This window comes from Sphingobacterium paucimobilis HER1398 (assembly GCF_000416985.1).
In the GTDB taxonomy this organism is placed as follows: domain Bacteria; phylum Bacteroidota; class Bacteroidia; order Sphingobacteriales; family Sphingobacteriaceae; genus Sphingobacterium; species Sphingobacterium paucimobilis.
The window spans coordinates 325,151-347,298 of record NZ_ATDL01000022.1 but is presented as its reverse complement, the minus strand read 5'-3'; the positions used below and the strand labels follow the sequence as shown (position 1 = coordinate 347,298).

Sequence of the window (22,148 nt, the reverse complement as noted above, 5' to 3'; positions counted from 1 at the left end):
TGCCTGTCAGCATGAAACGGAATTTTAAAGTATGATAACAATAATATTTAATACCTTGGGCTAATGAATAAAGAATTAGCCCAACCACCATCTGGCGAGCGAGACCGCGAGCTTTGGCTTCAACATGGAGCAGGTTATATTATTTTTGAGAATATTCGAAAATACGCTATTGGTAAAATTCCTCCCGATACAGATGACGCTCTACGTGCGGCCCAGCTGGCAGCGATTGACAACACCCTATATGGTATGATGATGCAGATGGACGGGGTCTTCGGTGATTTAGAAAATGAAAGCTATCGATTAGCTCTACAAACGAATATCGTGCTTTATAAGGAAGATAAGGTCGTGGAAGAGTTGGATACTCTTCATGGGGACGGCATGTGTATGGGATTCCACGGCTGGATCGAAAATGATTTTGGAACGGATGACATTGTAACCGATAATAATGACTTAAAAAAAGAACTTTGATTTTGACAATCTGGCGATAAAGATAGAAGTCGCCACTCGGAAAGCCTTTCAGGAGATAGTGGCCGATCATGCCGATGAGGGAATATATGCTTTTGCTTTATACAGCGACGAGGGAGCTATGACCGTTTGCCCATCGACCAACACGAAAGAGTTTCTGGCAACTGCCCCCCAGAGAGACCTGGTATATTACACCTTTGAGCCTGCCGAATGGCGTTACGAAGCCGATGGGGCAGACAAGGAGTTCAACAAAATCTGCAATGAACTGTACGATGCCATTGAAGCCGACTTTCCAGAGGATGACGACGAAGATAGTGACGACGATGACGAGGATGATGAAGATGACGAAGAATTCGTGGAATTCCAGCAGACCTTGTATCAAACCTGCCATGATGTATTGTTAAAGCTAAAACAGGAGGATTTTTTTAGAAAACTGGCCGGTAGGGATATTTTCCTAATGTTTTCGGTAACAGATTATGAATACGATCGGGAGAAGCTGAAGGATATGATTACCTTACTGAACGACAACCCCTACAGACAACAGTATTTGGATTGGATGAAGACATGGCGAAGATAGCTCTTACTTGCAGGCTAGGTCTCCCAAAGCCTATGAGTGATTGGGGAGTAGCTAAGAGCATAGCTCCAAGAGCTTTGACCCCATAAGATGTATAAAGCCGCTCCGAAGTCACTAGGATCAGTATCAAACTTCACGAACTACCTATAAATAGTAGGTTTAAAACTCCTACTTATAGGTATTGTCGAAAAGTGATTAAAAAATTAGTTTTGTCAATGCAATAATAAATATATGATTTATGAAAAACTTTAAATTGCTTTTTATAATGGCAACATTGTTGTGTTTTTCTTTGGCAAGTTGTAGTAAGAATGAGCAACAAGATATACATTCGAACAAAGTGAAGACAGCAAAGTTTACCTTTTCAATAGAAGGACTAGAGAAAGATGATATTGGTCATTTTGGTTTTTCTTCAGCCAACGCAGAGGGAAATACGACAATATGGAAAGTGAATGGTGAAACTAAATCTAATCAAAATCTGATACATGTAACTGAAGACGTGTTAAAGTCTGGAGCTGTTTGTGTTGTTGAGCTCTTAAACCCTGTCGTAACCATAACGGCTGGTTTAAGCATTGTTAATAATAATTCTGCGGATGGAGGAAGTTTGAGTTCGCCTATTGTTTACAGTTATAAGGCAGAGATCAACGGAGATGTTGTAAAGGACATTAAACAACAGGCTGTTGTTGTTGGTGAAGTTGTAAATCTACAATTTCAATATTAAGGAAAATTGTAAAACTTTATTACTGTTTTCTTAATTATTAGCAGGAAGGATCAAAATAGCTGCCATTGCTATGTCATTAATGGCCATTGTCTTTACAGGTACGTTCGTAAAGTGGTTTTATTTGTCAAGATTACCTAGGACCACATTAGATGCATACGGTAATGAGGTCAAGTGTCTAGTGGATCGGTAATCCATAAAATGTTATTGTTCATACAAGATATAAGGCCGTTTAGTTTGGTAGACTAGGCCCTCATCCTTGATAAATGCCAAGCCCCAGACCTATATCGGGTATCCTTAAAGTTGATACCCGATCCCGAACGAAAATGTTCTATTTGATAATTTTCTTTCGGAGTCATTACTCGGTGATAGATTACTTAAACCTAAACCATAACCTACATTGACTAATAATCCATTGTTCAACTTATAGCCGCCCATAAAATTCAAACCTGCATCTATAAGGTTCATATCCTTTTCACTACCAGTGAATTTTAGGTTTTTACTACCATTGCTCACCCAATTGTCAATATTACCTGTAGCTTTTTGTTTTCCACTGATATTAAAGCCAATATAAGGACCTGCTCCCAGAAAAAAAGATCCTGATGCACCAGTAGGAATATAATAAACTGCATTGACAGGGATTTCTATGGACATAGTGCTCCAAGTGACACTGCCATCCAAATTATTTTTATCAAACTTGTATTTATCACCTTTACCTTGCAAGGATATCCCAGGTTGCATAGCTGTATTTTTTGCTATACTAAACTCGCTATATCCTGTAATGTAAAAAGATACGTTATTTGTCTGATAGTCTTTAAAATTAGCTTCAGAATAACTAGATTTACCCAGATTTACTCCTCCTTTAACACCATAATTTATCTGAGCTATAGCAGCTGTGCTTAGGGAACATAATACTAGGAATGTGGTTATTTCTTTTTTCATTTCTTTTTTTTTAACGAAAATAAGTTATTTTAATTGTTTTTTATATTTTTCACTAAAAATTATGTATATCAGTTTTTAGTCCTGCTTTCGAAGTAGATATTGGCTTTATTAGAAGTTGCCGAATAAGTCAGATTGATCAGATTCAGGTTTAAAGTTCGAAAGTTAATCTTTATAGTTTTTGAAAAGCACTATTAAATTTATTATGTTCGGGAGTATGAAGGCTTACCGTTTTTGATACATAATGGTCACGCCTGCATTACCCTCGTAGTTGTTGAAGTTGTTAGTAATACCGGACGGCTTTTGATGATACCCTAAAATATACTCAGCAGTGCATCCAAAAATATGGACCAATTCGAACAGACGAGTAATGGTAACATCGGCAATATTTGCTTAGATGTCGTTATAGACTTTTGGTGTTATATCTAGGACTTTAGGGAACCTATAACTTTTTATATACATACCCTTTATTATGCTTAGGGTTTGGTTCTATTATCAATTTGTTATTTAACCGTTTTAAGTTAGTAGTTAATGTATTAGGATTGATTTCCCATCCATACTTGTTTTTAATATATGTTAATATTTCTAACCTCTCCCGAAACGAATCTAGAAAAGTAGTTTTAAGTAATCTATATTTAATTATATAGGGAACAGATGGTACTTGTTCCAAGAGTACCGATTTTGTTGGGTCGTTAGAGTATTTCTTTTGTAGTTTCTCTCGTAAGTTAATAGGTGGGATAAAGTCTCTCTTCGTTATTTTTTCTATACCAATATTAGTGAAACTTGATATTTTATTTAATGTAGTAGTTGAAGGAAGAGATTTACCATTTTCGATATTGGTTAAAGTAGCCCTTGAAAACTCGCAAAGTAGAGCAAAATTCTCTTGACTTAATCCTGTTGCATCTCGGATTTCTATGATATTGGGTTGCAAAACTTCTATTGTTAACTCCATTATACAAATGGAAAGATTTAAATAGTGACATTTTGTATAAAATATTATTCATTTTGAAATTGTTTTATTATATTTGTGAAGGAAATTAATTATTTAATAACATGTAAAACAGGAAGGTAGGACAGTGTAGTCCAAATTATATATATAAGAGTCTTCAGATTCCATGATTGAGCCCAGGGATGAAGGCGGCAAGGTAAACCCAGAACTTTTTAAAAAAATGTATATTTTTACATTTTCAGGGACGGGTCTTGCTGTTTCATGTGCTGCTCTGGGCTCAAAATTTTCTGGAATCGGCCATGGAACACAGGACTGTCCCTGTTTTTCTCAAGGAGACTCGCTTTGATACCCTAATAAAAGTGAGTTATGATAAGAACTAATAAGCAACTACAAAAAAACATCATCAAAGGACCTGAATAGGTTCGCAACTGATTCGTACAATTTCAAGATCTACGCGTATATTATAGCCGATTAAACCAAATTATACATCAAAAAAAAAGCGCTAGACAAATCAATTAATAGATTTTATTTAAACCGTGTGACCTGATCGAGGATTAGGTACGGTTGGTTATTGATAGAAGTAACGCTCTGACCCGCCTTCATTAGGTCACACCTAATGAACTTAAAAATGAAAGATTTTTTTAGGGGTGGAAGTGAATTGCCCTATCGACAACGTTATGTCCAATCTATAAAACAAAAAAAGAAGCGTGTTTCGCTGATCATATACATGCTACCTATGATTTTCTGTGTGTTGTTTAGTAAAGTCTTTGCGCAGCCCCGAGGTAAACTCGGGACTGCCGTAAAGGCTCCTGAGATCAGTCAAGTGTATAGACCGTATTTAAAAGGTAAGGTGGTATCTTCAGATAGTACGCTTAGCCTAAGAAGTCATATCAGTATAGAAGGAACAGATATCTATGTTTACTCACAAAATGATGGAACCTTTTCTTTTCGGGGTGTATACCTTGAATCTGGCGTATTGCGCATTGGACATAATAAGCTTACTAAACCAATATATGTTCCATTTGATACTATTAATCGCGGACCTTTTATAATCAATCTACTGGAAGTCTTAGAAAGAGATACGAAGCAAATTGATACTGTTGCTATCGTAGCAGAAACGGGTTATTTCCGAGTTCCTGAAGAAAGAGCTACAGGTTCGTTCGTTCATATCGATAATAAGTTGTTAAGTCGTACCGTCGGTTCCAATATCTTGGATCGGTTAAATGGCGTGACTCGGGGATTGATTTTTAATAATAATCAGGTAGGGGCAACGACATTTGCTTCTAACAGGCCTTCGATGTCCATTCGTGGTATCAGTACTTTATTTGCGAATGCCGAGCCGCTAATCATTCTGGACAACTTTCCATTTGAAGGGGATATTAATACCATCAATCCGGAGGATATTGAGTCCGTTACGGTATTGCAAGATGCCGCAGCTTCGTCTATTTGGGGAGCACGAGCTGGTAACGGTGTGATTGTACTGACATCTAAAAAGGGGCGCTTTGAACAGCCCCTTAAGGTGTCGGTACGAACCGATATGTCGATCAGCGAAAAGCCCAATCTCTATTACAACCCTACAATACCTATGAACGAGGTGATCGATATCGAACGCTTTTTATACGGAGAGGGAGCTTGGGATGGAACCATCAATCAAATCTATCCATATATCACCCCAACCATTGAAGCTTTGCTAGCTGAAAGGAATGGACATATCGATAAGGCCGAGATGGAAAGACGTATCGCACAACTCAAGACGCAGGATGTACGTCGTGATTTGAATAGATATGTATACCGTTCGGTACAGCTGTACAAAGGAGCTGTCAATTTCAGCGGGGGAGCCAAGCAGCATAATTATTACTTCTCGGCCGGATATGACAAGAATCTGGGTAATATCTCCGGTCAAAATACGCAGCGAGTTACCCTACAGGCACGTAATAGCTATAAAATGTTGAATAACAAATTGGTATTTGATACAGACTTGCAGTTTTCGTCAGATAAACAAAATATAGGCGCAAATCCTATGTTTCAGGTGCTTTATGATAAGATAGCAGATGAAAATGGTAATCCGCTATCAATTGGAGGAGGATTTAATGCACAAGGGCTTCGGCAAAGTTATATAGATACCGTTGGGATGGGACTACTGAAAGACTGGGGCTTTTATCCTTTAGAAAATCCAGGACAATTCAAACGAGTTATCGATCAGGTCAGCTATCAGCTTAGGCCCAGTATCAGTTATAAACCGTTGGACTGGTTAGGGTTTTCTGCAAATTATCAATATAGACGGAGCTATAGCGAGAACAATACATTGCAAGAGGCGAACTATTTTGAAATGCGTGATCTGTACAATCGGTTCACACAGATTGATTATACCACTGGGATTGCAACCTCGGCTATACCCGATGGTGCCCGTCTCAATCAGACAAACTTCGGTCAGAGCGCACATTATTTTCGTGGTAGTTTTAATGTCGATAAAAAATGGAAGGACATTCATGATTTTCATTTAGTCGGTGGGATAGAGGTTAACAGCAGAAATACTTTAGAGCGCATTATGCCTGTCATGATGGGGTATCAAGAGGAGACGGAGACTTATGTTCCGTTTGATGCTACCGAGCGATATGGACAATACCTGACCGGTAATTTAGGGGTGGCTAATAATGTGATCCCAATAAATCTGTCTCGTCTTACGACTTTAAATAGAAACAGATTGTATTTCGGAAATGCTTCCTATACCTACGATAAGCGCTATACCGTGACATTCTCCGCACGTAAGGACGAGGCAAACATATTTGGTGTGGATATCAATCAGCGTGGACGTCCATTTTGGTCGGCAGGAGCCCGTTGGCAATTGCATGAAGAAGATTTTTACAAAGTGGATTGGCTATCAAAACTCGTGATACGAGCCACACATGGCTACACGGGAAATGTGAGTGGAAGATCGGCTTATATTACTTCTGCTATCTCATCCAGTCCATTTTACTATACCAACAAAATATATCAAACAATAACTAACCCTCCAAATCCTCAGCTGAGTTGGGAGAATGTAAGGATGAGTAATTTAGCTGCCGATTTCTCTGCTTTTAATAGTAGGCTATCGGGATCTTTGGAGTACTACCGCAAGAAAGCTACTGACTTATTGAGTTCTTCTCCGATCAACCCTTCGTCTGGAGTAACGACGCTATATGGTAATTGGTCTTCGCTAAAGGGATCGGGTTGGGATTTGAATTTGACTGGAAAAAACATCCAAACACAGGATTTCCTCTGGCAGTCCGATTTGATCTTATCCTATACGAATGAAAAGGTGACGGATTATAAAAGAAAGCCAAGTTCAGATCGCATGTACCTTACGAGTAATCTAGGAGAGTATCCTATTGAAGGTAAGCCATTATATGGGATGTATTCCTTTGCTTCTGCAGGTTTGGATGCACACGGACAACCGCAAGGATATCTCCATGGACAGCTATCACAGGATTATACGAATATCTATAATAACACAAGATTGGATGATTATGTATACCGGGGTCGTGCTACGCCGAATCTGTTTGGTTCCATTCGTAATACTTTTCAGTATAAGGCATTTGATCTTTCTTTTAATATCTCTGCCCAGTTTGGATATTATGTCCGTCGTAAAGGACTGAGTTATGGATTACTTTATGACGTTTCATCTTATATGAATATGCCATTTCAATACGATTATATGAACCGTTGGCAGAAGGCAGGGGATGAGTTAAATACACATGTGCCAGCAGCTATCTATCCAGTCGTCGCTAATCGGGAGACATTCTATAATATGACAGAACATCTTGTCGACCGGGGAGATCATATTCGTTTGCGTGATATCCGATTGGGATATACCGTCAAGCTACCTAAAATGGGATTTTCTTCCTTACAGGTTTATGGCTATGCCAATAACCTTGGGCTACTATGGGCTGCCAACAGGTTGGGATTTGATCCTGATGCCGTTTATGGGAATACGATGGTTTATCCAGCTGTGCGAACTTATTCCTTGGGTGTGAATGCTAATTTTTAGGAACAGCTTATGGCTTATAGCTAATGGCAACTAGCTAATGTTTAATAAAAAAAGAAAATGATGAAAAAGCTAATTATATTTTTTATCGTCATGGGGTTGATGTCCTGTGGCGATGGATTCTTGGATATCAAGCCAAGTTCTAGTACGGTCGTGCCGACGACTCTAGATGATTTTGAACAATTGATGAACTATGGAAATCTGGTTTACGCCTATCCGGATATGCTGGATGTGTTAGCAGATGACTATTATCTGGAAGAGACATATTGGTTGTCTCGACCTACATTGATAAAAAACTCCTACATATGGGCGAATGATATTTATGAAACCATAGAAAGCGACTTGGCTAACTGGGAGCGAAGCTACTCGCAGATATTTTATTCGAATGTGGTCCTGGAGGGTTTAGAGAAGATAACAGTTACTGATGGAAATAAAAAGCAACACAATCAGGTACATGGAACGGCTTTGTTCCTGCGTGCTTGGGCGCTATACAACCTAGCTCAGCTATATGCACCTGCTTATAATAAACCTACAGCAAATAAAGATCCTGGAGTTCCTATCCCTTTGCTGTCCGATGTGAACGAAAAAGTCCAGCGCAACTCCGTTGAAGAGGTTTATGCCCGTCTCTTAAACGATCTGAAAGATGCAGCACCTTTGGTGCAATCGGAAGTGGATTTTGGACGACCATCACAAGCAGCTGTTTATGCCTTGTGGGCAAGAGTGCTTCTTGCTATGGGGAATTATGAGGAGGCTTTAATCAAGTCTACAAGTTCTATAAATGCGCATGATGGCTTAGTAGATCTGAATACGGGTTCCCTTGATTATAAGAAGACATTATACATGGGTTTAGATGGTAACGGACCTTTTATTCACTCAAACAACCAAAATATTCAAATCAAAAGCGACCTTGTCATAACATTTGAGCTTAGCGATCTTAGACAAAGTTTTTTTAAGCTTAATACAAATGGAAACACGTATTATATATCACCCTATAAATTAGGTAATTATTTTTTTAGGGGTTTAGATAGCGATGAGCAATATTTAATAAAAGCGGAGTGTGAGGTTCGATTAGGAGATAAGGATCAGGCAATAGCTACGTTGAATCATTTATTAAAGCATGTTCATAGTTCTTACGTAGATAAAGTAGCTGGCACAAAAGAGGAAGCTTTAAGTATCATACTGCAAGAGCGAAGAAAGCAATTGATTTTTCGTGGACTCCGTTGGTCGGATTTAAAGCGTTATAACAGAGATGGGGCTAATATTACCTTAACTAGAACCTTAGGTGAAAAGACTTATACGTTGTCACCTAACAGTCCGAAATGGCTCTTTCCTATACCAGTTAATGAAATTAAGTCCTCTGGAATTCCTCAGAACTTGAGGAAATAAAGAAATTCTTATGAAAAAGATAATTATTTATATACTCTTTCAATGGAGCATGGTGGCTCTGTTAGCTCAAGGGGATGCTCAATTATTTGTCCATGCTCCAGTATTGGCACCTGACGACACTTTGATTTTATATATGCAAAAAGACCGTATTACAGAGCCGTTTAGAAATCCTATTCAGATGCTTGCCGCTGATAATAAGGACGGCGTGTATAGTTTTAATATTGATGATTTAGATGAGCATACTTGGATAAGCATGGGACTAAGTTTTCAAAAAAGAGGTCAAACTCCTTTCTTTACGATTTTACGCGAGTTTTTACTTCAGCAAGGTGATAGTGTACATGTTTTTTTAAAACCTAAGAAAGGTAGCTTTAAACCATCAGAAGTTGGGTACGACGGTAATGTTCCGATAATAAATGATAACTGGGAAGGCATGTTTACTGGGAGGGGGGCATCTAAATATGACGCATTATGGCAAGTAAAACTATTAGGTGAAGAAGATTATAGAATGAAAGCGATGGACTCCTTAAGTTCAGTCTACCCAACTAACCAATTTGACCTGCTTTATAAACTTCAGGATAGGGCTTTGTCTCTGCTGCTTAATTACAAACATACTTGGAGTAGTGAGATTTATAGTTTGCTAGAAAGACAGGTAAAGGGCTACTATGGTGACTTTATTGGAAGGCAGATGCATCACTTGCATTTTTACAGAGAAAACAGTGGAGCTGTGGATTCTGCTTTACGAATAGAGTTGCAACGGTACCTTGATCAGGGAGGATATGACCTTGGACATACACGCGATAAGGATATCCTTTCCCCTAAGTATATGGATTATTTGTTGAAGTATTCGATGGCATCATTTAGAAGTCTAAATAATGGCAAAATGGATGTGGAAAAATGCTACTATTATATTAAGAATTTTATTAAGCCCTTAAAAGTTAGAGATCGAGTCATAGCTTCTTTTTTGTTAAATTGGTTTCAGTTTAGTCCCAATGAGGAGGTCTTGAGTGATGCACTGAGTTTGATTAAGGAGCCCTATAGTCTAGAAAAAGTGTCTATATTAAAGGGGCTATTAGAGGGAGAGATAGGTTACTCCTTTTCTTTACCCGATGTTAATGGAAGATACCATAAAGCCGAAGAGTATAGGGGAAAAATAGTTTTTATAGACTTTTGGTTTGCCTCCTGCTTAGCTTGTCACCATTATATGAGGGATGTCGTTGGGCCAATAAAAGAGTTATATAAGGATAATCCCAATGTTGTCTTTATTACGATATCAACAGATAATTACGAAACTTTTAAAAGAATGTTGAACAAGCAAGACTTTCTTCCGAAGAGCGGTGTACATTTGTTTACAGAAAATAAAGGCTATAAACATCCTATGATAGAATATTATCAAATAACGGCATACCCTTATCCTTTGCTGTACGGCAAAGATTACAGATTAGTAAATGGTGATTTTAATATCCGGACTAGGGAAGGGCTTAAAGAAGCAATAGAGCGCGCATTAAAATAATAAAATCCTCTAACGGGGGTAGCTTCGCTAGAGGATTGGTTAATACTTTGTTATTACTACTATTTTATCCAGTCTAGGGTAAATCAACGTAGTCACCGTCACAAGGGACCCATGAGGAAGTAGCCGTGTTATATGCCCAGTGACAGGTTCTTTCGTCGTTTGTTGTACAAGAAAAACCACCCGGTACTTCATATTTTCCAGCATATGCCATTCCTGCAGGCAAATTGCTCGGATTGGATGTTGCTGGAGGGGTTTGTCCCTGAGGATAACTATAACCATTATGTCCAACCTCTGAACATATCGACTCTTGTGTTTTCGCATTCATCGCTAGCGCTATGCCGCCAACAGCGATGAATGTTCCTAATAAAATTGATTTTAGCGTGTTCATATGTTAATGATTTGCTTTTAAATGGGCATATGGAATATCCAATGTATTTTTAGTGTTGTTTGAGTAGTTATTGCTACATGGATATTTCATACGCAATTATTTAAATTGTTTGTACTGTTTTGATGGAGCCTTTTCCTAGGGCTTCATCATTTTTTTGCTTATGCATACGATACAGCATGTACAGCATCGCTAGAGCTAAGACAGCAATGCTGCCGTTGATCCAGTAGTGCATTGTCCAGCTTAGTTTTCCGTGTATACCCTCGCAAGAACAAGGGACAAATAGTGCCTTATTCTGGATAAAATACACGTAGCGGCTGTAGGCCAGCATGAGCAGGATCAAAATACAGCATCCCAGTACCTGCGCCTTTCTGTAGTTGAGTACCAGCAGCAAGGCTACCCCTGCTTCTACAGCTATACTGGCTATTGCTGCGCTATCGGCTATGCCTGCGGGTACAATCCCGACATCTCTGATATGCGCCAGATGGGCGTCATAGTTCACGAATTTCTTGGCGGCCGTATAGAACAGCAAGAAAGCTATTATATAGCGCGGTGCTTGGATGATGATGCGTTTTAATTTGTTCATGCTTCTAATCGTTTTATAAGCGTTATTTTATGTCTGCTTGGTGCCAGGCATCCCGCTCGGCGTTCCAAAAGTTGTTTTCATGGATGTTATCGTTTCGCTGTTTTTCATCTTCGACGCTATAGGCCTCAACGCTGTAAACACGATTCGTATAATAAGGGTCTCGATCTGTTTCTTGACCACCATCTTTGCAGGTTGCCTCGAAGCGCATAAGTACTGTACCATTATCGGCGTCTACAATTTGGATGGTACAGCCATAGGATTTATTGCGGTTGAAATAACCAAATAACAGGATCATGGCCAGCATAGCTACAGATAGCACAGTCAGTAGTATCCTTATCTTTATGTCTTGTTTAATGATCATAACCCTTTTGTTCAATTCCGTACAACGACCTTCGCTGTATTGATAAATCAAAGGTAGGGACGATATGCTGGCTGATTGTTGTAAGTATCCGTGAAATTGCTTGTAAAAATCCGTGTGCAGGAGGGGTACGGGCTCATAAAGGGAACTCACTCGGACGTACGCCGTACTTGTTCTTAAAGGCATTGCTAAAGGCGGAGATGTCGTGATAGTGTAGTCGGTAAGACACTGCAACGATGCCTATACCATTTTTAAGGAGTAGGGCGGCACGTTCCAGCCTTTTCTCGCTAATATATTCTTGTAGGCTTTGCTGCTGATAGAACTTTTTATGCATTTTGCTCAGATGGTCTTTGTCGATATGGTATAGATCGGCGATTTGAGCTATCGTAGGGATTTCCTTCTCATTGTCCAATAAATCCTCGATATACTGACGTACTGCTTTTATTACTTCTTCTATACTGCATGGAGATGGGCTAGCAGCAGCATTTTGCCGATCGTGAGCGCTCTGCAAGCGTCCCACAGCCGCATAGATGTTGGTATCCTGCTGGATGCCGGTTATTTGGGGATGCTCCAGTATGTAGTAGAGCTCGGTGCGCATATCGGCGGTGATAAGCGCTGGCTCGCTGCGATAGAGCTGGTCTGGCAGTAAGATATGATGGAGGTGCTCCAGCTCGGCAGCTGCTGGCTCCCTGTGTTTGGCCAGCCAGTCGGTCACGATAGTGTAGCCTACGATCAGATGGCGCCCGATAGGTACATAGCTCAAGAAATCACCACAAGCGGCATAGATCTGATGCTGATAGCCTTCGGTCAGAAGGAGCCCCTGATCCACGATCTCGCTGATGCCGTAGCCGCCCTGTAGCATATACTGCCAGTGTATATCGGGATGCCTGATCGATACAGGTAGATATAAAGGCGCCTTGGCTTCGATCTCGATACAATAGGGCAGGATGTACTTGCTCTTGTACCATTGTATACTGCACCAGCTGTCGCCGATATGCCAGCTCTTGCTCTCGCCATAGGCCATACGGTAGCTGCTGCCTGGTGGTAGTTGCCGGCTCTCGCGGGCATGGGGATAGTAGCGCTGAGGCTGTATCAAAAGGCTTCGTATCATGGTGACTGTTTATGTTATTTAGTTGTTCATTGACCGCCACACGGAGGTATAGCGCATGGCGGTATGCGGTATTGCTGTGATATTTAAGGCGATCTATAACGTGTACGCATGGTCAATAGGCCTTTTTGGGGCAATACGGTTCTCTTGGGGTGGCTGTCGGATGGTTTTTCCGGAGTATAAGCCTGTCTGTTCGGACAGGACTCGTAAGCCGTTGGTTGTGTAAAAGGGTAAGTTTTCATTTTTAAAGGTTTAATTGTACTTACATTGGACATGGTTCTGATGTCTCCAGTATGAAAGTAGGGTAGAATGCAAATGAAAAAGAGGAAATGTGGTGGAGAATTCCTGAGGCTGGTCGGAGAAATTCTCGAGACTAGAAAATCGATGCATACGCGTCCCAATCGCTGTTTTTATTTTTTCGAGGGTAAAATAAAAATTCTGCCGAAAAGCACAATAGCTCGTTTGTAATAGTAAAAAGTCCTCAGTGAGAGTGAGTTTGGGTGTTATATATCATAGAAAAGAGTGATGCTGCTCATTTTTTGTGCTAAGTTATTTGTATAAACTTGTGTTTGACCTAAATACAAATAATATTATGAGGCAATCTCTTTTTAAGTCTGTCAAAGACGGTTTTAGCTCTGTTGGCCAGTTTGTCGTTTCCTTTTTTAGTTCTTGGTATGGGCGTCCAGTTGCTTTGGGTATAATGTTGGTGTCTTCAGCTTTTCTGGTGACATGTTTTACGAAATCTTTTCCGGTATTGGAATCGCTCTTGATCAAGCAGCATACCATGACTTTCCTGTTCAATATTGTACTGATGGTGCCGGTTGTACTGGTTGTCGGTATGACCGTGTACAGCTTGGACAAGAGTGCGTACTGGAGCAGGTACAAAACGGGTAGATGGATATTTCAGCTCTTGATGTTGTGCCCGGTCCTAGGGGCAGTCATATTGCGCACCGTGCGTTGGGTCTATCTGGGGCTGTTTGATGAAGACCTGTTTGAGATCGGGTATATCGAGCGAGACTTTGTGCTCGTGATGATGTGTATCCTGTTGCAGCAGGTGTATTATCTGGTGTATGGTATGTGGCGAGAAATCGAAGATCTCCATAAAAGTGTGTTGATGTATGAGGAGAAAGAACAGAGACTGATAGAAGAGGGAGCGGCGATACGGGGCGAGCTGGAGGCACAGCGGGCAGGCTGTGGAGATTGTGCCATGTATTTGATATATGCCTGGAGCATACTGTCGGATATGTATAAGGAGATAGAAGTGAGCTTCGACGAAACAGCTTTTGTCCATATACCTGTACGTTTTTTATCGAAGGTGTATATTCAAAAGAAGGATGGTGTTAAGCTTTTCTATGCGAAGCTGCTCAATGAAAGGGAGGTGCTGTTAAATATTAATTCGTTGTCTGGTCTGGAGGCTTTATGTCCTTCTATACTGGTGAAAAATAAGACGGACGAATTGATCAATATATTGTCGATACGCACGGTGGAGATCAAAGAGGACAGGGCATATCTTGATCTTTTTGGTGGCGAAATAGTGGAAGTCGGTAAGGTATATTGGGAGCGCCTGCGTATTTATCTGGATGAATTGGAGCGTGCGATGGACAAGGCAAAGGAGCTGTTGAAAAGGAATTGGGATGTGCAGGGTGAAGAGGAATAGCAGGTAAAAAATAACAGCTCCATGCGGGATGTATTGCCGTGACTAAGGCTGCAGTTTGTCATAAACATCGTCCAGCGGCAGGCCGTAGTAGTCGGCAAATTCGCGGAAAGTAAGCTCCTGATGTTTGAGCTTTCCGTAAGCATCCTTGACGGTCTGATAGCGTCTGAAGGCCTGCCGTGGGCTGAGGTCTAGTATGATTTCTACATCCTTGGGGTATATACATAATCTTGGTTTTTTGGACATGATAGCATGGATTGGGAGGGCAGGGGCTAGGCAATAGTAGGCCTGGCTGGGGCTGCCCATGGTGAGACCATGATCCTCCTGTCAGCAAGATACCTCCCAATTGTTTACCATCAAATGATTTGCACAATGGCTCTGTATTGGAGAATGTTAATAATATTGATGTAACGTAATTCTTTAGTTATTGTTTTCGCAATCGGAGTACAAGACACAGCGATTGGTCTCATTTTCCACAGAAGACAGCCGCCAGAGCTACGGCGCATAGTAGCTTTTTAGTACCTCCTTAGTACCTCTTCAGTACCTTTAGGGTACCTTTTTAGTACCTTTCCCGTACTTCTAAAGTACTTTTATAGTGCTTTGTTACCGAGTTGTCAGGTTATGAAGTTATGAAGTTATGAAGTTATGAAGTTATCCAGTTATGAAGTTATCCAGTTATCAAGGGTAATTCGTTATCCATTAATTATTTACCGTTATCATCTAGTTGTTGAGTTATTTCCGATGATATTAGGATTTCGTCTCCCTACGTCTGTGATCTTGTTAACCTGATAACTATTTTCTTGTCGCTTCCTGCTTCTTTCTGTCACATCCTGCCATTTTGGACAGCCCCCCATATGGAGTGTTGCACCTTTGGATTGTCAACAAAAATTAAATATCATGGCAAAACAAAAGAGTTTTATCAAAATGCAAGGGAAGGTGGGAGACCTTTCTTTCAGCAAGAGCAGGACGCGTGGCTACGAGGTGCGTACACCTGGTGGGGCGGACAAGCAGCGGATCATGACCGATCCGAATTTCCAACGGACGAGAGAGAATATGGCGGAGTTTGGCTCGGCGGCATCGGTCGCCAAGCTGATCCGTATACAGCTCAACAACCTGATGATGCGCTTTGGAGAGAAGACGCTGCGCAACAGGCTGACATCGGTCGTGCATCGTATCCAAAAAGCAGATACGGTCAGTGCGCGTGGAGAGCGTGTATTCAAACCAGAAAACTCGCTTCTTCTTAAAGGCTTGGAATTTAATGTCAACAGTAGTCTGACCTTTATGTTTGGTTTAAATCTGCCTGTCGCGTATGAGCGGACTACAGGCGAGGTAGAGCTTGTTATTCCAGAGTTTGATCCTCGGTCTACGGTCACTTTGTTACCTGGAGCTACGCATGTACGCTTTACATTGGCTGCCGTCGAACAGACGCTGGATCCGCTGGTCATCCCTCGGCCTGATGTGGCGGAGACGGACTATATTCCGTTGATCGGTACACACCTGGAAGAGCTCCTCACGGTTCATGTACCCGTGGATTCGACTAAGGTAATCTATATGATGATTGGTATTGATATGTATCAATTCGTCAATGGTGTGTATTACCCTTTGATGGATAATCCGTATAACACGATGAGTATCGTGGATGTGGATATTCCATAGGTCAAGTGACAGCGTGACGCGTAACAAGGTTTGCGCGTCACTTGTCTAATGTCTGAATGCTAACAACTAATTACTATATAACATGACAACGATAACAGCCGTAAAATCACGTTTTTATAACGTACAGAAAATCTATACTTTGAATATTAAGTTTTTGATATTTAATATTTTGTTAGTTTTCATATTAACTTTTACTTTAATGATAAAAGTGCTGCCTCTTATAGATCCTACAGCTGCGGTGCTCGATCTCGGTATCCTCACGGTAGGCCTGTTGGGCTTCTTGATAGGGCTCGCCGCGATCCTATGCAGCCTATGGTTGCAGGAGCTCCTATGGCAACCTTTTAAAGCATTCCGCAAGGACTTTCTTTTACATTTTAATCAATTGACATCATGGCAACAATGTATTCTATACTTCTCGGTTTTCTTCTTGCTGCTGTTTGCAGTGATCCTGGTGATGGGGGGAGTTTTTTAAGACCTTTTTTTCAAGATGTTTTTGTCCCTTCCAATACCCATCCGTCATTTTCCATGACGAGGACTTCATTTTTTTCCTTGATGAAAAAAACGAAGCAAAAAAAATCAAGGCTTGGGCGATATGACGCTGAATACTTTTTGACAGCTCTAAACATCTCGGAGCCGTTACGCTTCGCTACACTCCATCGATCTGTTTTTAACGATCAGCAAAAAGTATTCTTGACGCTATATAGCCCTAGGCCGTTTTATTCAGTTAGTGCTATTCGCTCTATCTGTACAATATCGAAAAATGTCGCCTTCGATATTTTTAAAAATTTGAAGGAGGAGGCACAATCCATTGTTTTAAAAATATCCAGCGACGAGTTTTTGCGTACTTTTTGCGGAAAAAAGTACGAGCCCCGCCACGGCTTGAGTGGCATAATAGGTAAGCATTCTGCCATTGAAGACAAAAGAAACTTAATAATAACTATAGCTTCTGCAGAACTGGGCGTAAAAGAAGCCACTGGCAATAATGACGGCCCACGCATCGAACAATACCTTCGATACACCGATCTGGGCTCTGGCCATGAATGGTGTGCTGCCTTTGTGAGCTGGTGCTATGGGCAGGCGGGGCTGGAGGCTCCGCGCAATCCGTGGAGCCCGGCGTTATTCCCCCAAGCCAGAAGCTATGTGCAGATGGATAGGGTACAGCCTGCAGACCTGTTCGCTATCTACAGTGCCAAGCTGAAGCGCATCCATCACGTGGGGCTGATCAAGCAGAGGCAGGGACAGTACATCCTGACCATAGAGGGCAATAGCAACGACCGGGTAGAATCCAGGCGGCGGCATGTGCGTACGGTCTACAGGTATGCAGACTGGGTAGGAAAGCAGTAGCCTCTATGTCAAAAAGTTGGGGTTCTGTATGCCCAAATTAAATTTTGTGTTTGGTTTTTTATAGTGTTAATTTCTTTTATTATCAGAATGATATGATTGTTTATATAAATAAAATATTGATATGTGTTTTGTGCCTTATAGGCTGCTTTGCTTCCTGCAGAACAAGCAAGGAATCCCGTCAAAACATAGCGCATGACCAGCAGATCGAAAGGCAGGTCGCCGCGAGTATGACCTGGGCGCAGTACGCTGGTCGAGACAGCGCTTCTCGTTATTGGATGTTTTTAAGCGATTCTAGCTTTTATTTCCATCCCGATGAGGGATTGTGGGGTCGATCCGGAAAAGTCGCTTATATCGAGCGAAAAGGAGGTGAAAGGAGCGCGGGTAGGTTGGATATGGTTTACGACAGCTTGGGTACCATAGACAGCAGGTTGCAGAGCGACTCCGTTCATACAGAAACAAGGCCCCCGATCCGAAGGTGGTTGTGGTTATTGTTGATTCCCCTGGCGATTGTAGGATGGGTGTATCGGAAGAGATGAAAAAGAAAGCCCGACATAGCTGTTGTCGGGCTTCCTTTTGCTTATTTTTTATCTAGTAGCTGAATGTACTTTTCATAACCAGCTGCTTTCATTTCTTCTTTGGGAACAAACTTGAGCGAGGCGCTGTTGATGCAGTAACGCAGTCCGCCCTTGTCGGCTGGACCATCATTGAATACATGGCCAAGATGTGCATCTCCGGTTTTGCTGCGTACCTCTACACGTCTCATGCCGTGCGAATTATCGGATACCTCTTCGATCAGGCTGTTGTTGATCGGCTTGGAGAATGCTGGCCATCCACAACCGGCATCAAACTTGTCGGTAGAGATAAAGAGCGGTTCTCCTGTCGTGATATCGACATAGATACCCTCTCTGAATTCGCTGTCGTATTCATTTTGGAAAGGACGCTCGGTGGCATTATTCTGTGTCACCTCATACTGAAGCGGAGTGAGGGTCTTTTTCAACGTCTCTTTGTCCGCTTTCTGATAGGTCAATGTAGCTGGTGCTGGATTGGCCTGTCTTGCTATTTCAAATAGGTCTGGACCGATATGGCAGTATCCGCCTGGATTTTTGTCCAGGTACTTCTGATGGTAGGTCTCCGCATCATAGTAGTTTTTCAAGGGCTCCAGCTCGACAACGATATCAGCATTGTACTGTTTCTTAAGGTCTGTCAGGCGCTCCTCGATGACAGGTATATCTGCCGCATTGGTATAATAGATGCCGGTGCGGTATTGGGTACCGATGTCATTGCCCTGTCTGTTGAGGGTGGTAGGATCGATAGTCTTAAAGAAGAGGTCTATTAATAATTTAAGGTCGATGACCGCCGGATCATAGATCACCTTGACCGCTTCGGCAAATCCCGTGTGGCCGGTGCATACCTCCTTGTAAGAAGGATTTTCCGTATCTCCGTTGGCATAGCCTACCTCTGTCGCCGTCACGCCGCGTACTTGCTTGAAGAAGTGCTCGGTGCCCCAAAAGCATCCGCCTGCAAAATATATAACCTGATTGTGTGCGTTTGTATTGTCCATAGTATGTTGTTGTTTTGACGATTTCAAATCCGATGTCTTCTGCGAAAAGCCAATCTTACCAAGCAAAAAAATGCCGATCGCAAGGGAAATTAGTGCCAGTAGCTGTTTCATTGTCTATCCCATTGTCATAAGAGCATAATTGACCTTATGGAGTATGTTATACAAAGATAATGCCTTGTACTATGTTTTTCGCTGAAAAAGGTTTATTGCTGGTCGTGGCACACTCTTTTTACAATAGGAAGACTTAAAAGCGATAGCCTGTCACAGGTAGTACAAGGAGACGGATTCTGTGATCAACGATTGGCAAAATCACTTAGATAGTCTTTTTTAAAGGTGCTCGGTGTAGTATTCTTGAAGCGTCTGAAGTGTCTGTAGAAGTTGGAGGTATTTTCGAAACCGCTCTCTTCGGCGATAGCACCGATTTTCATCGGACTATTGATAAGCAACCGGCAGGCGTGATTGATCCGGATTTCGGTCAGAAAATCATAATATGACTTCTGGGTCAGGTTTTTGAAAAAACGACAGAAGGAAGTTACGCTCAGGTTGCTCAGCTCGGCCATTGTTTCCAGGCTGATGTTTTTTTCAAAATTGTTGAAAGTGTAGTTGAAGATCTTGTTGACCCGATCCGAATCAAAGCTATCCGACGATTCGGCAGCATAGTTTGGAGAGATAATTTCATAATCGGTATTGTTGCTCAGCAGGTCGAAGATCTTTAATAAATAGACAATCTTGTTGATGCCCTGTGATTCTTTCATTTTTTCCATAAGCTTGATGACCTTCTTTTTGGAATCCCCCTGTACGATCATGCCCTGCCGGGCCAGCGCCAACAGTTTCTGGACTTTTAAAGTTTCAGGGAGGTTAAGAAAGTTGTGGCCTAGCGACTCCGGGTGAAAGTGAAGTACGAGCGCTTCAACATAGTACTCGCCATCTGATTTTGGTTTGCATTTCCAGGTGTGGGGGATATTGCTTCCCAGGAGGATGAGTTCGTCCTTTTCAAAGTTAGCGATGTTCTCTCCAATAAAGCGAATGCCTTCTCCTTTGATCAGATAGTGCAGCTCGATCTCTGGATGATAGTGCCATATCGTGCCAAAATGAGGCAACACGTCATGGCGGATCTTGAAGGTATGGTCGCTGGTCTTGGGAACTTGATGAAATTTCGCTTTCATAATCAGTGTGTGTTATATTCTTACTAAAGTTGAGAAAAGGAACTGATATAATCAACTTTATGATAAGATGTGGGAATAAGTGGCTAAATTATTAAACTATTTCCCCCTGATCTTCACAGATATTTGTAATACCGGTTATAAAAAAAAGTTTACTATGACAGCAAAAAATAATAAACAGGCAATACTTGTATGTAGTGGAGATCTGAGGCCATCAGCAAATCTGAACTGCTGGCCGATGCAGCAGAAAATGGAAGAAATGCTCCAGACTGCTTTTGATAAATTGGGATGGAGTATCACGCGTGCCCATGATTATAATGCCGAAAAGGGACATGGATTTATCGATTATCAACACGAAGGGATAAAAGTATTCCGGAATATAGACAAAGATGCACCACTGATCGTAGCAGAGAGTGTGTGGCAGTACAGTCACCATGTATTGGCGGGTCTGATCGCACACCGTGGACCGATATTGGTAGTGGCCAATTGGGATGGTACCTATCCGGGACTGGTGGGAGCGATGAATCTGACGGGATCCCTGACGAAGGCAGAGGTAGCGTACAGTTTTTTATGGAGCAAGGATTTTACGGACAGTTTCTTTATGGAGAAACTTGAAGAGTGGACGGAAAAGGGAACAATAACACATGATTATTCGCATGTACATCCTTTTAAAGCCGATAATCTAGCGGATGCAGATCGTCATATAGCAAAAGATTTGGCTCAGCGTATTCTTGAGGATCGCATCGTGATGGGGGTATTCGATGAGGGCTGTATGGGAATGTTCAACGCGATCGTTCCGGATGCTCTGATCCATAAATTGGGAATCTTTAAGGAGCGTCTGAGTCAGTCTACATTATATGCGAAGATGTTGACGGTGTCGGATAGTGATGCGGAAAGCGTGCTTACATGGATGCTGGACAAGGGAATGAAGTTTGACTGGGGACAAGACCCGGTTACCGAACTGACCCGCGAACAGACTATCGAGCAGTGCAAGATGTATATTGCAGCGCTACGATTGGCAGATGAATTTGGCTGTGATACGATCGGGATTCAATATCAACAGGGATTGAAGGATCTGGTAGCCGCCAGCGATCTGGTAGAGGGCTTGTTGAATAATACCGAGAGACCTCCTGTATATAATGACAAGGGAAGTGAGCTCTATGCGGGCAAAGCGCTGCCTCATTTCAATGAAGTAGACGAATGTGCAGGAATAGACGGTTATGTAACGTACCATTTGTGGAACAAGTTGGGCTTGGATGGTGATAATACCTTGCACGACCTGCGCTATGGCGAGGATTATAAGGTGAATGGTGTGGATGAATTTGTATGGGTATTCTTGATATCTGGAGCGGCACCTGCATCTCATTTTATCAATGGTTATCAAGGTGCAGACAGTCTAAGACAACCTGCGATGTTCTTTAAAAAGGGCGGAGGTACATTGCGGGGGATAAGTCGCCCGGGCAAGATCGTATGGAGCCGTATTTATATCGACAATAATGAACTGTTCTGCGATATCGGTACTGGTAAAGTGATGGAGCTGCCGGCTGAAGAAACGGAACGTCGGTGGAACCTGACCGATAAGCAGTGGCCTATCATGCATGGCGTGTTGGATGGGGTAAGCCGTGACCAGATGATGGCCAAACATAAGGCCAATCATATACAGGTTGTCTATGTGGATGGTGAGTTTGATGTCAGACGTGCCGCAGAGATAAAAGCAGCGACCATGCAGGAGCTGGGTATTAAAGTCAATTTTTGTGGAATAAGCTAATAA

22 protein-coding genes are annotated in these 22,148 nt (G+C 41.7%); 12 read left to right on the top strand and 10 right to left on the bottom strand.

Annotated elements, in window-relative coordinates:
• The first annotated feature begins 63 nt into the window (after positions 1-63).
• From M472_RS43135 to M472_RS43125, 3 genes are all read left to right on the top strand, one after another.
• Entirely contained in the window at positions 64-468 is a 405-nt protein-coding gene (locus M472_RS43135) for a hypothetical protein (RefSeq protein WP_021072192.1), read from the top strand.
• Between the two features lie 10 nt (positions 469-478).
• Positions 479-1,042 carry a DUF4303 domain-containing protein gene (locus M472_RS43130; protein ID WP_031302067.1) on the top strand — a complete coding sequence of 188 codons (564 nt, stop codon included), beginning with the start codon at positions 479-481 and terminating at the stop codon, positions 1,040-1,042.
• Positions 1,043-1,277: 235 nt separating this feature from the next.
• The gene (locus tag M472_RS43125; RefSeq protein WP_021072190.1) at positions 1,278-1,757 is read left to right on the top strand and encodes a hypothetical protein; all 480 of its coding nucleotides are present in this window, start codon (positions 1,278-1,280) and stop codon (positions 1,755-1,757) included.
• Between the two features lie 294 nt (positions 1,758-2,051).
• On the opposite strand, the gene M472_RS43120 is transcribed toward M472_RS43125, so the two are convergent.
• Both M472_RS43120 and M472_RS43115 read right to left on the bottom strand, forming a co-directional pair.
• On the bottom strand, positions 2,052-2,696 hold the full coding sequence (locus M472_RS43120; RefSeq protein WP_021072189.1) for a porin family protein: 645 nt from the start codon (positions 2,694-2,696) through the stop codon (positions 2,052-2,054).
• A 439-nt stretch (positions 2,697-3,135) separates the two neighbouring features.
• The gene (locus M472_RS43115; protein WP_021072188.1) at positions 3,136-3,645 is read right to left on the bottom strand and encodes a helix-turn-helix transcriptional regulator; all 510 of its coding nucleotides are present in this window, start codon (positions 3,643-3,645) and stop codon (positions 3,136-3,138) included.
• A 625-nt stretch (positions 3,646-4,270) separates the two neighbouring features.
• On the opposite strand from M472_RS43115, the gene M472_RS43105 reads away from it, so the two are divergent.
• From M472_RS43105 to M472_RS43095, 3 genes are read left to right on the top strand one after another with little or no spacing between them, the layout of a single operon-like run.
• The gene (locus M472_RS43105; RefSeq protein ID WP_021072186.1) at positions 4,271-7,669 is read left to right on the top strand and encodes a SusC/RagA family TonB-linked outer membrane protein; all 3,399 of its coding nucleotides are present in this window, start codon (positions 4,271-4,273) and stop codon (positions 7,667-7,669) included.
• Positions 7,670-7,726: 57 nt separating this feature from the next.
• The gene (locus tag M472_RS43100) at positions 7,727-9,052 is read left to right on the top strand and encodes a RagB/SusD family nutrient uptake outer membrane protein (protein ID WP_021072185.1); all 1,326 of its coding nucleotides are present in this window, start codon (positions 7,727-7,729) and stop codon (positions 9,050-9,052) included.
• Between the two features lie 10 nt (positions 9,053-9,062).
• Complete coding sequence (locus M472_RS43095; protein ID WP_081643238.1) at positions 9,063-10,562, top strand: TlpA family protein disulfide reductase; 1,500 nt, start codon at positions 9,063-9,065, stop codon at positions 10,560-10,562.
• 73 nt (positions 10,563-10,635) lie between these two features.
• On the opposite strand, the gene M472_RS43090 is transcribed toward M472_RS43095, so the two are convergent.
• The 5 genes from M472_RS43090 to M472_RS45540 all read right to left on the bottom strand — a co-directional run bounded on the left by M472_RS43090 (position 10,636) and on the right by M472_RS45540 (position 13,241).
• Entirely contained in the window at positions 10,636-10,950 is a 315-nt protein-coding gene (locus M472_RS43090) for a hypothetical protein (protein ID WP_021072183.1), read from the bottom strand.
• 100 nt (positions 10,951-11,050) lie between these two features.
• Positions 11,051-11,533, bottom strand: a complete 483-nt coding sequence (locus M472_RS43085) for a MauE/DoxX family redox-associated membrane protein (RefSeq protein ID WP_021072182.1) — start codon at positions 11,531-11,533, stop codon at positions 11,051-11,053.
• A 22-nt stretch (positions 11,534-11,555) separates the two neighbouring features.
• The gene (locus M472_RS43080; RefSeq protein WP_021072181.1) at positions 11,556-11,894 is read right to left on the bottom strand and encodes a hypothetical protein; all 339 of its coding nucleotides are present in this window, start codon (positions 11,892-11,894) and stop codon (positions 11,556-11,558) included.
• Between the two features lie 133 nt (positions 11,895-12,027).
• Positions 12,028-13,002, bottom strand: coding sequence for a helix-turn-helix transcriptional regulator (locus tag M472_RS43075; RefSeq protein WP_021072180.1), 975 nt, complete (start codon positions 13,000-13,002; stop codon positions 12,028-12,030).
• 83 nt (positions 13,003-13,085) lie between these two features.
• Entirely contained in the window at positions 13,086-13,241 is a 156-nt protein-coding gene (locus M472_RS45540; protein ID WP_158499949.1) for a hypothetical protein, read from the bottom strand.
• A 350-nt stretch (positions 13,242-13,591) separates the two neighbouring features.
• On the opposite strand from M472_RS45540, the gene M472_RS43070 reads away from it, so the two are divergent.
• Positions 13,592-14,656, top strand: coding sequence for a hypothetical protein (locus tag M472_RS43070; RefSeq protein WP_021072179.1), 1,065 nt, complete (start codon positions 13,592-13,594; stop codon positions 14,654-14,656).
• A gap of 42 nt (positions 14,657-14,698) precedes the next feature.
• Here the strand turns inward: M472_RS43070 and M472_RS43065 are convergent, their stop codons facing one another.
• Positions 14,699-14,899, bottom strand: a complete 201-nt coding sequence (locus M472_RS43065) for a hypothetical protein (RefSeq protein WP_144062802.1) — start codon at positions 14,897-14,899, stop codon at positions 14,699-14,701.
• A gap of 651 nt (positions 14,900-15,550) precedes the next feature.
• On the opposite strand from M472_RS43065, the gene M472_RS43060 reads away from it, so the two are divergent.
• The 4 genes from M472_RS43060 (at position 15,551) to M472_RS43050 (ending at position 18,189) form a co-directional block, all read left to right on the top strand.
• Positions 15,551-16,309, top strand: a complete 759-nt coding sequence (locus M472_RS43060; RefSeq protein ID WP_021072177.1) for a hypothetical protein — start codon at positions 15,551-15,553, stop codon at positions 16,307-16,309.
• Positions 16,310-16,508: 199 nt separating this feature from the next.
• Complete coding sequence (locus M472_RS43055) at positions 16,509-16,781, top strand: hypothetical protein (RefSeq protein ID WP_021072176.1); 273 nt, start codon at positions 16,509-16,511, stop codon at positions 16,779-16,781.
• Complete coding sequence (locus tag M472_RS45845; RefSeq protein ID WP_235049540.1) at positions 16,700-17,653, top strand: CHAP domain-containing protein; 954 nt, start codon at positions 16,700-16,702, stop codon at positions 17,651-17,653. The genes M472_RS43055 and M472_RS45845 overlap by 82 nt, the downstream gene beginning before the upstream one ends.
• A gap of 92 nt (positions 17,654-17,745) precedes the next feature.
• On the top strand, positions 17,746-18,189 hold the full coding sequence (locus M472_RS43050) for a hypothetical protein (RefSeq protein ID WP_021072174.1): 444 nt from the start codon (positions 17,746-17,748) through the stop codon (positions 18,187-18,189).
• A 41-nt stretch (positions 18,190-18,230) separates the two neighbouring features.
• Here M472_RS43050 and msrB read toward each other — a convergent pair whose 3' ends face one another.
• Positions 18,231-19,214 (bottom strand): peptide-methionine (R)-S-oxide reductase MsrB, encoded by a 984-nt coding sequence (gene msrB, locus M472_RS46060; RefSeq protein ID WP_200859652.1) that lies wholly within the window; start codon positions 19,212-19,214, stop codon positions 18,231-18,233.
• Positions 19,215-19,507: 293 nt separating this feature from the next.
• The gene (locus M472_RS43040; RefSeq protein WP_021072172.1) at positions 19,508-20,380 is read right to left on the bottom strand and encodes an AraC family transcriptional regulator; all 873 of its coding nucleotides are present in this window, start codon (positions 20,378-20,380) and stop codon (positions 19,508-19,510) included.
• 154 nt (positions 20,381-20,534) lie between these two features.
• On the opposite strand from M472_RS43040, the gene M472_RS43035 reads away from it, so the two are divergent.
• A complete protein-coding gene (locus M472_RS43035; protein WP_021072171.1) occupies positions 20,535-22,145 on the top strand; it encodes a hypothetical protein in 1,611 nt (536 codons plus the stop codon).
• Positions 22,146-22,148 lie beyond the last annotated feature (3 nt).